A 13,551-nucleotide genomic window follows, 5' to 3' on the forward strand; every position below is an offset into this window, starting at 1 on the left:
CGCCTCCCGTCGGCCGGCGCCTACGCGCCCTTTGGAGCCACTCGCTGAGACAAACGGTAGAGGATGGCGCCTCGCGACGTGACCGTTCAAGCGGCGCCCGGCGCGCGTGGCCGTATAAAGATCACCATGAGCACCGCAGACCCCATGAACTCCCCGCACACCATCGCCCCCTTGGACCGACTCATGGCCGAACGGGCCTGCGAGCGAGTCATTGTCGACTTCGTCCATCGCCTCGATCTCGGCGAACCAGCCTCCGTCGCGGAGTTGTTCACCGAGGACGGCATCTGGACCTGGCCGGAGGGGAAGCGGGCGGTCGAGGGTTGGGTGGCGCTGCGGGAGTACTTCGGCTCCCGGCCCGCCGACCGGCTCTCCCGCCGCATGATGTCCAACGTCCTCGTCACGGTCACCACCCCGGACACGGCGACGGCGACCTCGTACTTCACGACGTACCGCGTCGACGGTTACGAGGACGGCATAGTCCCGGCCGGGCCGCCCGTCCAGGTCGGTCACTACGAGGACGCGTTCCGCCGGATCGCGGACGACGGCAGCTGGCGGCTCACCTCACGGACCCTCCACCTTCCCTTCGGCGGACCCACCCCGCGGGCCGGCGGCTAGCCACGCATGAAGGGGCGGATCAACTCCTCGGACTTGCCCAGGAGTTCGATCTCCCCCGGCGTCATCGTCGGGTTGGCGGCCCGTCGGCGCAGCGCCTCCGTGAGGCCGTTCTCCGTGAGGTGGGACGGGTCGGTGAGGAGGGCCTTGAGGATGGCGTGGGCGGGCGCGGCGAGGGGCCCCTCGTCGACGGCGACCTGGGCGAGGATCACCGCCGAGGTGCCCCAGTCGAGGCCGGGGTCGCCCTCCTGCGTGTCGCTCCAGTCGATGACACAGGGGCCGTCGGGCGTGAGGACGACGTTGTCGGGGTGGAGGTCAAGGTGCAGGACGCGGCGCTGCGACACACGTGCGGGGATGTCGTGAAGCTGGCGCAGCAGGCGGGCCAGGATGCGGCCCGCCTCGTCCGCGCCCATGGTCCCGGCGCCCAGCGCCCCCAGCATCGTCGGCCCCGACAGCCGCCGCATCACCAGGTCGGTCCGCGAGGAGTCGGCGAGCCGGACCCGGGGCGCCGGGTAGCCGTGCTCGCGTACGTACGCCATCACCGCACCCTCGGCGAGCGCGTCCCGGTACCCCTCCCGGTCGCGGCGCAGTACCCACGCCTCGTCGATCTCGTACACGTCGGCCGTGCGCCCCGCGCCCAGCAGCCGCCCCGCCGCCCCGGTCCCCTCCGTCATGAGGGGACGGTGTCTCCGCCGCCCACAGCCCCCTCTCAACCCCTCCCTACCCCCGGGTAGAGTGTCGCCGTCGTCATCACACCCGTACGTGGGAAAGCCGGTGCAATTCCGGCGCTGACCCGCAACCGTGAACCGGTCGTCGTCGAAGGCCGGTGAGCCGGATCGCCGCGTACGTCACTGTGACCGGCTCACGTGCCCCGGCAGCCGGCCGGAGCACGGCACCGTCGAGGTATACGGAGCCGAGCCGCCGGGGCTCTCCCCTGCGCTGCCCGGTTCCCCCTAGGGAAGGGCACCCGCCGATCATGTACGTCCGTCGTAGCGCCGCGGTCCTGGCCGCCGCCGTCGTGATCGGCGCGGCCACGCCGGCCGTAGCCGCCGACTCGTCCCCGTCCGCGTCGCCGTCGAAGGCGCTTCCCGCCGAGCTGTACGGCGACGGGGATCCCACCTATGACGGCGTCTGGCGCCAGTCCCTCGCGCTGCTCGCGCAGGACACGGTGGGGGTGAAGCCGGCCAAGGGTGCGGTGGACTGGCTGGTGGGGCAGCAGTGCGCGAACGGGGCCTTCGCGCCGTACCGCGCCGACGCGAGCGGCGCCTGCGACAGCAAGCTCCTCATCGACACCAACAGCACTGCGGCCGCCGTTCAGGCCCTCGGCGCGCTCGGCGGCCACGACGCCGCCACCGGCAAGGCCGTGACCTGGCTGAAGTCGGTGCAGAACAAGGACGGCGGCTGGGGCTACACCGCGGGCGGGCCGAGTGACACGAACTCGACGTCGGTCGTGATCGGTGCGCTGGCCGCCGTGGACGAGAAGCCGGCGGAGGTCGTGAAGGACGGGCAGTCGCCCTACGACGCGCTGATCAAGCTCGCCCTGCCGTGCAAGGCCGACGAAGCGGGCGCCTTCGCCTTCCAGCCGGACAAGAAGGGTGACCTGGTCGCCAACGCGGACGCGACGGCCGCGGGCGTCGTCGGCACGCTCGGCAAGGGCCTCGTGGTGAGCGCCGGCAAGCCGTCGTCGGACGCCGCCTGCACCGACGGCGGCTACCCGGCCCCGCAGCAGGCCGCGGCCAACGGCGCCGCCTACCTCACGAAGACCCTCGCCAAGGACGGCCACCTGAAGTCCGTCCTGCCTGGAGCCGAGGACCAGCCCGACTACGGCAACACGGCCGACGCGGTCGTCGCGCTCGCCGCGCAGTCCGGTGCCGATGCCGCCCAGAAGCCCCTGCGCTGGCTGGAGCAGAACTCGGCCCAGTGGGCGGCGCAGAGCGGCCCGGCCGCCTACGCCCAGCTGATCCTCGCCGCCCACGCCACCGGCACCGACCCGCGCGACTTCGGCGGCTCCGACCTGGTCAAGCAGCTCAACGCGACCGGCCCCGCACCGCAGGACTCGCCGACGGCCACGGACAAGCAGGAGGAGAAGGACAAGGAGAAGGACGACAAGGGCGACAGTCCCTTCGGTGTCTGGTGGTACGTCGGCATCTTCCTCGTCGTCGGCATCGGCATCGGCTTCCTGCTCAGCGGCCGCAACAAGGGCCGCCGATCGTGATCCGCCGCGCACTCGTTCGCGCACTCGCTCCACTCCTGGCCGCGCTGGTCCTCGTGACCGGCGCGGCCCAGGCCGCCCAGGCGACCGGCTACCGCTACTGGTCCTTCTGGGAGCGCGACGGCGGCACCTGGACCTACGCCACCCAGGGCCCCTCCCTCGCCCGCCCGTCCGACGGGGACGTCCAGGGCTTCCGCTTCGCGGTGAGCGCGGACTCGAAGGACGCGGCCCAGCCGAGGGGCGCGGCCGAGTTCGCGGTGATCTGTGCGCGAACTCCCGCGCAGGACGGCGAGAAGCGGGTGGCGCTGGTCATCGACTTCGGTTCGGCGGCGGACGCCGCGTCGGGCGAGACGCCGCCGGATCGTCGTACCGCCTGTGCCCGGGTGGCCCCCGACGCGACGACGGCGGAGGCTCTGGCGGCGGTCGCCAAGCCCCTGCGCTACGACACGAACGCCCTGCTGTGCGCCATCGCCGGGTACCCGCAGAAGGGCTGCGGGGAGCAGGTGTCGGACACCGACAGGCCGGCGCCGACCGACAAGGAAAGCCGGCAGACGGCCACCGACAACAAGAGCGACTCCGCCGACGGTCCCTCCCTCGGCCTGGTCACGGGGATCGCCGTGGTGGCGGTACTGGGGGCGGCAGCCGTCTGGCAGGCACGACGGCGGCGAGCCTGATGGCCCCCCGGCCCACACCCACACACCCGGCCTCCATCCCCCGGCCCCAACGCCTCCCGGCGCTGCACCCCGGCGCCTGGTGGCTCTGGTCGCTCGCCCTCGGCACCGCAGCCACCCGCACCACCAACCCCCTCCTCCTCACCCTTCTCATCGCCACCTCGGCCTACGTCGTGGCGACCTGCCGCCCGGACACCCCCTGGGCCCGCTCCTACACCGCCTTCGTCAAGCTCGCCCTGGTCGTCATCCTCATCCGGCTCGTCTTCGCCGTGGCCCTCGGCTCCCCCATTCCCGGCACGCACGTGATCGTCACGCTCCCCGAAATCCCCCTCCCGGACTGGGCGCAGGGCATCCGGCTGGGCGGCAGGGTCACCGTCGAGACTCTGCTCTTCGCGTTCTACGACGGTCTGCGGCTGGCCGCCCTCCTCATCTGCGTGGGCGCGGCGAACTCCCTCGCGAGCCCCACCCGTCTGCTCAAGTCCCTCCCCGGCGCGCTGTACGAGATGGGTGTGGCGGTGGTCGTGGCCCTCACCTACGCCCCCAACCTGATCGCCGACGTCCAGCGCCTGCGGTCCGCCCGCCGGCTGCGCGGCCGCCCCGACACCGGTGTCCGCGGCCTCCTGCACGTCGGACTCCCCGTCCTGGAGGGCGCGTTGGAGCGCTCGGTCGCCCTCGCCGCCGCGATGGACTCGCGCGGATACGGCCGTACGGCCGACGTCCCGCCCCGCGTCCGCCGTACGACCGCCACGCTCACCCTCGGCGGCCTGCTGGGCGTCTGTGCGGGAACGTACGGCCTGCTGACCGCCGAAGGCGGGACGTACGGTCTCCCGGTCCTCCTCATCGGGCTCGCCGCCGCGCTGGCGGGCCTGCGCCTCGGTGGTCGCCGCTCGCTGCGCACCCGTTACCGCCCGGCCCGCTGGGACGCTCGTGCCTGGCTGGTCGCCGGTTCCGGCGCGGCGGTCGCCGCCCTGCTGATCCTCGCCGCCGACCGTGACCCTGCGGCGCTGCACCCCGGCGTGGTCCCGCTGGTCGCGCCCACCCTTCCCCTGTGGCCCGCGGCGGCCGTACTCCTCGGCCTGCTCCCGGCCTTCGTCAGCCCCGCACCCCGGACCGCCGCGCCACGGAAGCCCGCGCTGCGCCCCGCCCCCAAGGAGACGTCGTGATCCGCTTCGAGAACGTCTCCGTGACGTACGACGGTGCCGTCGAACCCACCGTGCAGGGAGTGGACTTCGAGGTCCCGGAGGGCGAGCTGGTCCTGCTCGTCGGTCCTTCGGGGGTCGGCAAGTCCACCGTGCTCGGCGCGGTGAGCGGGCTCGTCCCGCACTTCACCGGCGGTACCCTGCGCGGCCGTGTCACGGTGGCCGGCCGTGACACCCGTACGCACAAGCCGCGCGAACTCGCGGACGTGGTGGGCATGGTCGGGCAGGACCCGCTCTCGCACTTCGTCACGGACACGGTCGAGGACGAACTCGCCTACGGCATGGAGTCGCTGGGCCTCGCCCCGGACGTGATGCGCCGCCGCGTCGAGGAGACCCTCGACCTGCTCGGCCTCGCCGACCTCCGCGACCGCCCCATCGCCACGCTCTCCGGCGGCCAGCAGCAGCGCGTCGCCATCGGCTCGGTGCTCACCCCGCACCCCAGGGTCCTGGTCCTGGACGAGCCGACCTCGGCCCTGGACCCGGCCGCCGCGGAGGAGGTCCTCGCGGTCCTGCAACGCCTGGTCCACGACCTCGGCACGACGGTCCTGATGGCCGAACACCGTCTGGAGCGTGTGGTCCAGTACGCCGACCGGATCGCCCTGCTCCCCGCCCCCGGGGCGGCCCCGATCGTCGGCACCCCGGCGGAGATCATGGCCGTGTCCCCGGTGTATCCCCCGGTCGTTGCGCTGGGTCGTCTGGCGGGCTGGTCGCCGCTGCCCCTGACGGTGCGAGACGCCCGACGACGGGCAGCGGACCTGCGGGCACGACTCGGCGAGCGGGACAGCGACGCCGTTGAGGGGCGCGGGGCCGCAATCGACTTGCGGCTGACGCCGCATGGGCACGACCGGCCATCCACCACCAGCGGCCGCAGGTCCTCCGAAGCCCCCGAGCCGGCGGGCACCACCCACCGCCGATGGTTCCGACGCACGCGCACCCCCGCCCAGCCCGCCCTTCGATCCCCCTACGCCGCCGAAGTACGGGCCCTCACCGTCACCCGCGACCGAATCCGCGCCCTCCACCACATCGGCCTCACCGTCACCCCCGGCGAGACCATCGCCCTCATGGGCCGCAACGGCGCCGGCAAGTCGACGCTGCTCAACACCCTGGTCGGTCTCGTGGCACCGTCCGCCGGCCATGTCGAGGCCGGCGGAGCCGAACCCCACCGCACACCACCCCGCGACCTCGTCCGGCGCGTCGGTCTGGTCCCGCAGGAACCCCGTGATCTGCTCTACGCCGACACGGTCGGCGCCGAGTGCACGGCCGCCGACACCGACGCGGGCGCCGAACCCGGTACCTGCCGCACCCTGCTGTCCGCGCTCCTGGCGGGCATCCCGGACGAGATCCATCCCCGTGACCTCTCCGAGGGCCAGCGTCTGACGCTCGCCCTGGCCGTCGTCCTGACGGCCCGCCCGCCTCTGCTGCTCCTCGACGAACCGACCCGCGGCCTCGACTACGCGGCGAAGGCCCACCTCGTCACCCTGCTGCGCGACCTCGCCGACCGGGGCCACGCCATCGTCCTGGCCACGCACGACGTGGAGCTGGCCGCCGAACTGGCCCACCGGGTGATCCTTCTCGCGGAGGGCGAGGTGATCGCCGACGGCCCGACGGCGGACGTCGTGGTCTCCTCGCCGTCCTTCGCCCCGCAGGTCACCAAGATCCTGGCGCCGCAGCAGTGGCTCACGGTCACCCAGGTCCGGCAGGCGCTGTCATGACCGGCGCCCAGGGGCAGGCGCGCCCCATCCGTCTCGGACCGCGCTCCATCACCGCGCTCCTCCTGGTCAGCGCGGTCGGTGTCGCCGCCCTCGGCTGGCCCTTCCTCGCCCTCCCCACCTCCCAGGTCAGTGCGCACGCCCAGGACGCGCCCTGGCTGTTCACCGGCCTCCTCGTCCTGCTGGTCGCCATCGTCGCGGCGACGATCTCCGAATCAGGGCTCGGCCCGAAGGCGGTGGCGATGCTGGGGGTGCTCGCGGCGACCGGTGCCGCGCTGCGGCCCCTCGGGGCGGGGACGGCCGGTCTCGAGCCGATGTTCTTCCTGATGTTGCTGAGCGGACGGGTGCTCGGCCCCGGCTTCGGCTTCGTCCTCGGCTCCGTGACGATGTTCGCGTCCGCGCTGCTCACCGGCGGTGTGGGGCCGTGGATGCCGTTCCAGATGCTGTCGATGGGCTGGTTCACGATGGGTGCGGGGCTGCTGCCGGGCCCGGACCGGCTGCGCGGCCGTGCGGAGCTGGTCCTGCTGGCCGGCTACGGATTCCTGGCCGCCTTCGCCTACGGCACGGTGATGAACATGCAGGGCTGGCCGTATCTGATCCAGGACGGCTCGAACATCGCGCCCGACCCCGACGTCGGACCGCTCGCCAACCTGGCCCGCTTCGTCGCGTACTGCCTGGCCACTTCCCTCGGCTGGGACCTCGGCCGGGCGCTGGTGACCGTCGTACTGACCCTCACCCTCGGTCCGGCGATCCTCAGGGCACTGCGCCGGGCCACCCGCCGGGCGGCATTCGAGAGCCCGGTCACATTCGACGCACCCACACGGTGAGGCCCCGCACGCAGACCGTCACGCGCTCGGTGAACCACCCCACATGACCCACATCACCTACGATTCTCCATAGTCGGACAAAACGGATGTCATGCACGCGTCCGCACCCGCACTGACCTGCACATAGAGATCCACGTCACACGATCAGCCCTCCCTCCGCATACGACCACAACTAGCAAAAGGGCTCATTGCGGACACCCTCCCGGGCTGCTTCTCTGGACGACGTCGCACGGCGCCGACGTGCCCACAGGGCCGCGGCGCCGACGCACGCCCCCCGCCTCGCATCGCGTGGTTCCGGCATGTCCGCGACGCCCATGACCCCGACGAAAGGCTCCACGTGTCCGCCGTTTCCCTCTTCACTCGCATCTCCGCCCCGAAGAAGGCCCTCGCCGGTGCCGCCCTGGCCGCCGCCACGGCCGGCACCCTGTTCGCCGCCGCGCCCTCGCAGGCCGCGGAGAGCGGGTCCTCCTCGGCGCAGGCGGTCGCGAAGAAGATGATCTCGGACTCGGGCCAGTACCAGTGCTTCTCGAAGATCGTCGACCACGAGAGCGACTGGAACGTCAACGCCACCAACGCCTCGTCCGGCGCCTACGGCCTGGTCCAGGCCCTGCCGGGCAACAAGATGGCCTCCGCCGGTTCCGACTGGAAGACCAACCCCGCCACCCAGATCGAGTGGGGCCTGGACTACATGAAGGACCGCTACGGCAGCCCGTGCGGCGCCTGGGGCTTCTGGCAGTCGAACGGCTGGTACTGAGCCGAGCGGCACGCCCACTGAACCGAAGGCGGCGACCCCCGATCCCCGGGGTCGTCGCCTTCGCCGTACTCGTAGGGGCGAGGTCCGGGACCTTCTGAGGGACATCCCGGATGGGCACCGCGGGCGGCGTCGGCAGGATGATCTCCATGACTCCGCAGAGGATCTCCCGACGCTCCCTGGTCCGCGGTTCCGTGGCCGCCGCGGCCCTTCTCGCGGCCTCCGGCACGACGGCCCGCGCGAGCGCGGCCGAGCGCGCCGGCCACGCCGGCCAGGCGCTGGACACCGAGGCGTTACAGGCCGCGATCTCCGACCTCGCGCATCCCCCGTCCGTCTCCGCGCAGTTGCGCGCCACGCAAGGGTCCGAGCACTGGTACGGCACCGCGGGCGTGTCCGACGTCACCACCGGGCGCCGCCCCCGTCCCGCCGACGGATTCCGGGCGGGAAGTGTCACCAAGGCCTTCGTGGCCACGGTCGTGCTGCAGCTGTGGGCGGAGCGGCGCGTGGAGCTCGACGCCCCCATCGGGCGCCGCCTCCCGGATCTGCTCGCGCCGCACTTCGAGCAGATCACCGTCGGGCAGCTGCTCAACCACACCAGCGGTCTGCCCGACCACGAGGGCCTGCCCGACGACTCCACCCCCGAGGGCGTCCTGCGCCATCGCTTCGACCGGTGGACCCCCGAGGAGTGGGTCCGCACGATCCCCGCCGACCGCCCGCTGAAGTTCCGGCCCGGCACGAAGCAGGAGTACCGGGGCATCACCTACGTCCTTCTGGCCCTCCTCATCGAGAGGCTGACGGGGCGGCCGTACGGCGAGGTGATCAGGTCCCGCATCGTGGAACCACTGGCACTGAGGGGCACCCTGCTCCCGGGCGACGACCCCCATCTGCACGGCCCGCACATTCACGGCTATCTGCGCATGACCGGCGGCACCCTTGAGGACGCCACCGTCTTCGACATGTCCAACACCTGGGGCGAGGGCGAGCTCGTGTCGACGGTCGACGACCTCTTCCGCTTTCAACGGGCCCTGTTCTCCGGCCGGTTGCTGCCACCGCACGCCATGGCCAAGCTCTTCACGCTGCCGCCCGACAGTGTGCGCATGCTGGACGGCAGCCCGGCGCGCTACAGCATGGGCCTGCAGAAGGTCACGGTGAACGGCGTCACCTTCTGGGGAAAGACCGGCGAGGTGTGGGGCTACCGCACCCGCGTCTTCGCCACCCGGGACGGCCGGCGCGGCTTCGTCCTCAACTACACGCCGACGCCGCTGGACACGGACGAGGAGATGGCCGCCCGGGTCGCTGCCGCGCTCACCTCTTGACTCCCGAGATCATAAAATCGCCGGAACGATCAGGAGATGGTTGGAGGATTTTATTCCGTTTCCCGCGTCGGCACCGGGATCTTCGGAATCGAGTCAATGATCAATTGACTTACACCCTTGAGCACTTGAGTGTCGAGAGTCCGGGAATTCGCGCTAACCTGAGATGAGTGACCGGACGGGGGCGCATCGGTGAGCTCCGCCGTCAGGCACGCCAGCCCGAAGTCCGGCCTCCCAGCGGAGATGTGATGAACAGTCGACTCACGGTAGTGGTCACCGGCGCGGCGGCCCCGGGAATCGGCGAGGCAGTCACCCGTCGCCTGCTCAGAGACGGCTACCGGGTGATCGGCACGTACGGGAAGGGCGACTGCGCTCGCGCCGAACAGCTTCGCGAGGATCTGCCAAAACTGGAGGCAGAGTACGAACTGGAGTTGGAGTGCGAACTGGTCCAGGTCGACCTGGGGGACCGGAGCGCTCTGGGCGAATTCGTGGCACAGCTCCGCGATGACGCATTCAACGAGGAGTGGGATATCCACGCACTCGTCAACACGGAGTATTACTTCACTCGCGAGGATCCCGACAAGTTCAACCACGAGGAATGGGACCGGAGCGTGGCCGTCAACCTGACGGCACCCAACTTCCTTGTCCGGGAGCTGGGTCTGCGGCTCGCGGATCACGGCGCGATCGTGACGGTGACGAGCACCGAGGCCTTCATCGGTTCGTACGGCGCCTCCGCCTACGCCGCGTCGAAGGCGGCCATTCACAATCTCACCAAATCCTGGGCCAATACGATGCCCCGGGACATCAGGGCCAACGCCGTGGCCGCTGGGTGGATCGATGGCGCCCTGGATGAACGGGTCAACGAAAAATCGCGTGAAGTCACCCCTCTGGGACGTCCCGGCAAACCGGACGAGGTGGCCGCTGCGGTCGCCTTCCTTCTTTCCGAAAAGGCAAGCTTTGTGAACGGCACGGTACTCACGGTGGACGGTGGATACACCGGCGCCGACACCGTGTCGAAATTCGAGTATGAGCTGACGCGAAAGCCGTAGGCACCAACGGGGGCACAGGGGGTGGCGTGGCGGAGAACGTCAGTGCTCAAGGTCTGTCCGACGAGGGCGCGGAGCTGATCCATGCCCTGCTCGACCAGGTTCCGGTCAGTTTCTGGATGTCCCGTGGGCGCGACGGCGACTACGAGATCGTCCTCTGGAACGCGGCAGCGAGCCGTATCTACGGCTACAGCAAAGAGGAAGCCATCGGCACCAGCTTTCTCGACCTGTTCGTGGACGAACCGCAGAAGGACCAGGCCCGGGAGGACGCGGATCGCATCATCGCCGGCGTCCCTCTCATCGTTCCGGCGGTGAATTGCATCGCGATCGACCGGGACCGGCAAGGCAATCCCGTGGCGTTGCTGACCAATGCCTTCCGAGTGGAGTTCCAGGGCGAGCTGTTTCAGGCCGAACTGGCGGTGGACCTCACTCCCAGCAGGTTCCTGCAGCACACCGATGCCTACTACCGGGCCAAGCGCGAGGGCCCCGACCACGCTCCACTGCGTACCCTTGACGCGTTCCTGGACCACATCACGGAACTCAACTCCCGCCAGTTGGCACTGTGGGGCCGGACGTTCGCCCACGAGATCCGCAGCGAACTGGTTCCTCTGCGCCAGGCGCTGTGGCAACTGGCATCGGACAATCCGGCTCTCTCCGAGACCGACGAATTCCGGGACATCGAGCGGTCGGTGGGCAGTCTGCGACTGCTGTCGGACAACTTCCTGTCGTTCCAGGCAGGCTTCCAGCCGGACCTTCGTACGGGCAGGACGCAGGACTTCGCCCGACGCGGCGGCTTCGACCTCCTCGACACCGTGCGCGGAGTCATCACCGAGTTCACCTACTCCGCCACGCAACTCGACACGGACATAGCACTGCTGCCCGGTGATGCCACCGGCCTGAGACGCACCCGGCTGCTCGGCACCCGTGAGGCTTTCACCAACACCCTGCGCAATGTCCTGAGCAACAGCGTCAAGCACTACGACAGTTCCGGCACGGCCGACGACATGCGCATCACCGTTTCCCTGACCCGCGGAAAGAGCTTCACGGAGATCGCGGTGCGCAACCCGGGCCAGATTCCTCAGACCCAGCTCGACCATGGCTTCGAGCCGTTCTACAAGGACGCGCAGAACCCCTCGGAAGGCATGCACCTCGGTCTGTCCATCGCACATCAGTGGACCAAGGAGGTCGGCGGAAGAATCTCGATCTCCAATGAGGTCGACCACGTTCTGGTCAGCATCATGTGGCCATGCGACTCGCATGGGGACGGGTAGATGTCGACACCGCACACGCCGCTGGCCGGCAAGACGGTCGCCTTCATTGACGACAGATACGACATCAACCGGTACTTCTTCGCCGCCATCAGACGGGCGGGGGCACACCTGCGGCACTGCAACACACTGCGCCAGGCATGTGTCCTGTTCGAGTCGCGTGATCAGATCGACGCGGCGGTGCTCGACCTGCACATGAGCCTTCCCGAGCCGGTGCCGGAGGCGCTGGACAGCTACGCCGCCATCTTCCGCGGGAATCACGCCGGTTACCGGCTGGGTGTGCAGGATCTGAACGCGGGCCAGGTGCTGGGCATGTACCTCAGTGCGCAGAACGGCTCACGCCGAATACCTTTCATCTATCTGTCGGCGGTGGCCGACTCGTTCGTCGCCATGGACGAGGCCCGCACCTGGCAGGGCCAGCCGGCGTTCGACAAGTACGAGACAAGTCCGCAGCAACTCGTCGCCGTACTGGAGGAGATGCTGCGTGCCGGTCCCTGACGCATCGGCCATCGCCCGTGCGGTCGAACCCGCCTACGATTTCGTCTGGCTCGGGGAGAGCCAAGCCTGGTACACATTCCTCTGGCTGGCGTCGCTGCTCATCACGGCCGTGCTGTGGAAGTCCACTCGTGGACGCCTCGCCCCACGCCTTCTGCTCACCGTCTGCGCGGTCTTCGGTCTCACGCTTGTCGCGCCCGCCCTCTACACCTTGATCATTCGGTTCACCGGATCGAAGGCGGGCGGGTCCGACCTCGCCATGGCGGTATTCAGCGTCGTGGCCACCTTCATCTCCGGCTACTCCCTCTATGTCGCCACCGTGGTGGATCGCAAGCGTGACGAGGTCGAGCAGAACATCCGCGATGTGAACAGACTGATCGATGGGCTGAGCGCGCAGAACAGCGAACAGCAGCAGGACCTGGAGAACACTCGCCGGCAACTGGCCCTGCAGGACCTGCGTATCGCCCTGTTCCTCGCCGTGACCGACGAGATCGAGACGCTCGACGAGGATGGCGCCGCTCTGTCACGCAACCGGGCCATGACCCTCCGGCTCGTGCAACGGCTCCTGGCCCGGCACACCTTCGCCGAGATCGTCTTCGACCTGCGCGAACTGACCTCTGTCCTGCACCGTCGCCCCACCATGGTCTCGCCGGAGGTGAAAGCCCGGATCCGGTCCTACCTCGATCTCCTCATCCAGTGCTCGGCGGCACCGGACGCCGAGCATGTCCCCTCCATCCGAGAGCTGTCCGGGCGGCTGAATCACCCGGACGAAACCGGTCAGCCGACCCCGGGGCTGCCGTAGAGATATTCGTCGAGATCCACCGGACGTGCGGATTCCGGGCATTCCTCGGTGTAGTAGTTCATGGCCACGACGATCCGCGTGGCGCCGCCCGTCACGGCTCGCACATAATGCGGATTCGACCTGCCGTCGAAGAACACGAGATGGCCCTTCTGCGGATAGATCACCGAGCAGTCGCGGTCCACCTCGGCCACACTCCGCGACCGGATGTCATTCGCAATGGCCAGTTCACCGCCGGCATCGGGCCGATGACCGGTCGCATAGAGCAGACAGGCGATCGGATTGGTGTCGACATGGCATTCGCTCCTGTCACCACCGGGATCCTGAACGTTGAGGACCACGGCGTAGCGGCGATCCGTCGCCGGGAGCACGGTGCGCCCGGCGAAGCGCTCCCCCAGCTCCTTGAATCGGCTGTGGTAGAGCGCGACGACCCAGGGCAGCTCCTCCCACACCACCGAGCCCCGGACCACGCTCGTACACAGCGCCGGAGTCCCGCTCTGTTCCCGAGAAGTGGAATGGGGAGGCGTGAGGAGCTTGTCCGTCTGATGCTTACGGACGGCTTCCGCAATGTCGGTGTCCCAGTTGCCGGGAAGCTGCGAGGTCACATCGAAGGTTGTCCACCCGAACATCTCCCCCCACCCTTCATGAC

14 protein-coding genes and 1 riboswitch are annotated in these 13,551 nt (G+C 69.8%); of the genes, 12 read left to right on the forward strand and 2 right to left on the reverse strand.

Going from position 1 to position 13,551, the window contains the following annotated elements; all coding sequences use genetic code 11:
* Nucleotides 1-126 precede the first annotated feature (126 nt).
* Nucleotides 127-615: a nuclear transport factor 2 family protein gene (locus tag ACFQ6S_RS17330; protein ID WP_383409720.1), complete on the forward strand. Its 489-nt coding sequence runs from the start codon at nt 127-129 to the stop codon at nt 613-615.
* Here ACFQ6S_RS17330 and ACFQ6S_RS17335 read toward each other — a convergent pair.
* Entirely contained in the window at nt 612-1,286 is a 675-nt protein-coding gene (locus ACFQ6S_RS17335) for a phosphotransferase (RefSeq protein ID WP_383409724.1), read from the reverse strand. The genes ACFQ6S_RS17330 and ACFQ6S_RS17335 overlap by 4 nt on opposite strands.
* A 50-nt stretch (nt 1,287-1,336) precedes the next feature.
* A riboswitch (cobalamin riboswitch) is annotated at nt 1,337-1,471 on the forward strand.
* A 117-nt stretch (nt 1,472-1,588) separates the two neighbouring features.
* Between ACFQ6S_RS17335 and ACFQ6S_RS17340 the strand changes: the two genes are divergently transcribed.
* The 11 genes from ACFQ6S_RS17340 to ACFQ6S_RS17390 all read left to right on the forward strand — a co-directional run bounded on the left by ACFQ6S_RS17340 (nt 1,589) and on the right by ACFQ6S_RS17390 (nt 12,905).
* On the forward strand, nt 1,589-2,827 hold the full coding sequence (locus ACFQ6S_RS17340; protein ID WP_383409727.1) for a prenyltransferase/squalene oxidase repeat-containing protein: 1,239 nt from the start codon (nt 1,589-1,591) through the stop codon (nt 2,825-2,827).
* The gene (locus ACFQ6S_RS17345) at nt 2,824-3,498 is read left to right on the forward strand and encodes an SCO2322 family protein (protein WP_383409730.1); all 675 of its coding nucleotides are present in this window, start codon (nt 2,824-2,826) and stop codon (nt 3,496-3,498) included. The genes ACFQ6S_RS17340 and ACFQ6S_RS17345 overlap by 4 nt, the downstream gene beginning before the upstream one ends.
* Nucleotides 3,498-4,658, forward strand: a complete 1,161-nt coding sequence (locus tag ACFQ6S_RS17350) for an energy-coupling factor transporter transmembrane component T (protein WP_383409733.1) — start codon at nt 3,498-3,500, stop codon at nt 4,656-4,658. The genes ACFQ6S_RS17345 and ACFQ6S_RS17350 overlap by 1 nt, the downstream gene beginning before the upstream one ends.
* Nucleotides 4,655-6,406 (forward strand): ABC transporter ATP-binding protein, encoded by a 1,752-nt coding sequence (locus tag ACFQ6S_RS17355; RefSeq protein ID WP_383409736.1) that lies wholly within the window; start codon nt 4,655-4,657, stop codon nt 6,404-6,406. The genes ACFQ6S_RS17350 and ACFQ6S_RS17355 overlap by 4 nt, the downstream gene beginning before the upstream one ends.
* The gene (locus ACFQ6S_RS17360) at nt 6,403-7,230 is read left to right on the forward strand and encodes an ECF transporter S component (RefSeq protein ID WP_383409739.1); all 828 of its coding nucleotides are present in this window, start codon (nt 6,403-6,405) and stop codon (nt 7,228-7,230) included. Before ACFQ6S_RS17355 ends, ACFQ6S_RS17360 begins: the two co-directional genes overlap by 4 nt.
* A gap of 337 nt (nt 7,231-7,567) precedes the next feature.
* Nucleotides 7,568-7,984: a transglycosylase SLT domain-containing protein gene (locus ACFQ6S_RS17365; protein WP_383409742.1), complete on the forward strand. Its 417-nt coding sequence runs from the start codon at nt 7,568-7,570 to the stop codon at nt 7,982-7,984.
* 146 nt (nt 7,985-8,130) lie between these two features.
* Nucleotides 8,131-9,297 carry a serine hydrolase domain-containing protein gene (locus tag ACFQ6S_RS17370; RefSeq protein WP_383409745.1) on the forward strand — a complete coding sequence of 389 codons (1,167 nt, stop codon included), beginning with the start codon at nt 8,131-8,133 and terminating at the stop codon, nt 9,295-9,297.
* 245 nt (nt 9,298-9,542) lie between these two features.
* Complete coding sequence (locus ACFQ6S_RS17375; RefSeq protein WP_383409748.1) at nt 9,543-10,343, forward strand: SDR family NAD(P)-dependent oxidoreductase; 801 nt, start codon at nt 9,543-9,545, stop codon at nt 10,341-10,343.
* Nucleotides 10,344-10,369: 26 nt separating this feature from the next.
* Complete coding sequence (locus ACFQ6S_RS17380) at nt 10,370-11,611, forward strand: PAS domain-containing sensor histidine kinase (protein ID WP_383409751.1); 1,242 nt, start codon at nt 10,370-10,372, stop codon at nt 11,609-11,611.
* Entirely contained in the window at nt 11,612-12,106 is a 495-nt protein-coding gene (locus ACFQ6S_RS17385; RefSeq protein ID WP_383409754.1) for a hypothetical protein, read from the forward strand.
* Nucleotides 12,093-12,905: a hypothetical protein gene (locus ACFQ6S_RS17390; RefSeq protein WP_383409757.1), complete on the forward strand. Its 813-nt coding sequence runs from the start codon at nt 12,093-12,095 to the stop codon at nt 12,903-12,905. Before ACFQ6S_RS17385 ends, ACFQ6S_RS17390 begins: the two co-directional genes overlap by 14 nt.
* Here ACFQ6S_RS17390 and ACFQ6S_RS17395 read toward each other — a convergent pair.
* Entirely contained in the window at nt 12,881-13,531 is a 651-nt protein-coding gene (locus ACFQ6S_RS17395; RefSeq protein WP_383409759.1) for a 2OG-Fe(II) oxygenase, read from the reverse strand. The two genes, ACFQ6S_RS17390 and ACFQ6S_RS17395, sit on opposite strands and share 25 nt — an antisense overlap.
* Nucleotides 13,532-13,551: the final 20 nt, after the last annotated feature.

It is taken from the genome of Streptomyces sp. NPDC056479, from assembly GCF_042795335.1.
Lineage (GTDB): Bacteria > Actinomycetota > Actinomycetes > Streptomycetales > Streptomycetaceae > Streptomyces.

Coding starts and splice junctions, on each gene's coding strand:
- ACFQ6S_RS17335 (WP_383409724.1), bottom strand. CDS start 1,286: ATGACGGAGGGGACCGGGGCGGCGGGGCGGCTGCTGGGCGCGGGGCGC.
- ACFQ6S_RS17375 (WP_383409748.1), top strand. CDS start 9,543: ATGAACAGTCGACTCACGGTAGTGGTCACCGGCGCGGCGGCCCCGGGA.
- ACFQ6S_RS17395 (WP_383409759.1), bottom strand. CDS start 13,531: ATGTTCGGGTGGACAACCTTCGATGTGACCTCGCAGCTTCCCGGCAAC.
- ACFQ6S_RS17370 (WP_383409745.1), top strand. CDS start 8,131: ATGACTCCGCAGAGGATCTCCCGACGCTCCCTGGTCCGCGGTTCCGTG.
- ACFQ6S_RS17385 (WP_383409754.1), top strand. CDS start 11,612: ATGTCGACACCGCACACGCCGCTGGCCGGCAAGACGGTCGCCTTCATT.
- ACFQ6S_RS17350 (WP_383409733.1), top strand. CDS start 3,498: ATGGCCCCCCGGCCCACACCCACACACCCGGCCTCCATCCCCCGGCCC.
- ACFQ6S_RS17340 (WP_383409727.1), top strand. CDS start 1,589: ATGTACGTCCGTCGTAGCGCCGCGGTCCTGGCCGCCGCCGTCGTGATC.
- ACFQ6S_RS17330 (WP_383409720.1), top strand. CDS start 127: ATGAGCACCGCAGACCCCATGAACTCCCCGCACACCATCGCCCCCTTG.
- ACFQ6S_RS17360 (WP_383409739.1), top strand. CDS start 6,403: ATGACCGGCGCCCAGGGGCAGGCGCGCCCCATCCGTCTCGGACCGCGC.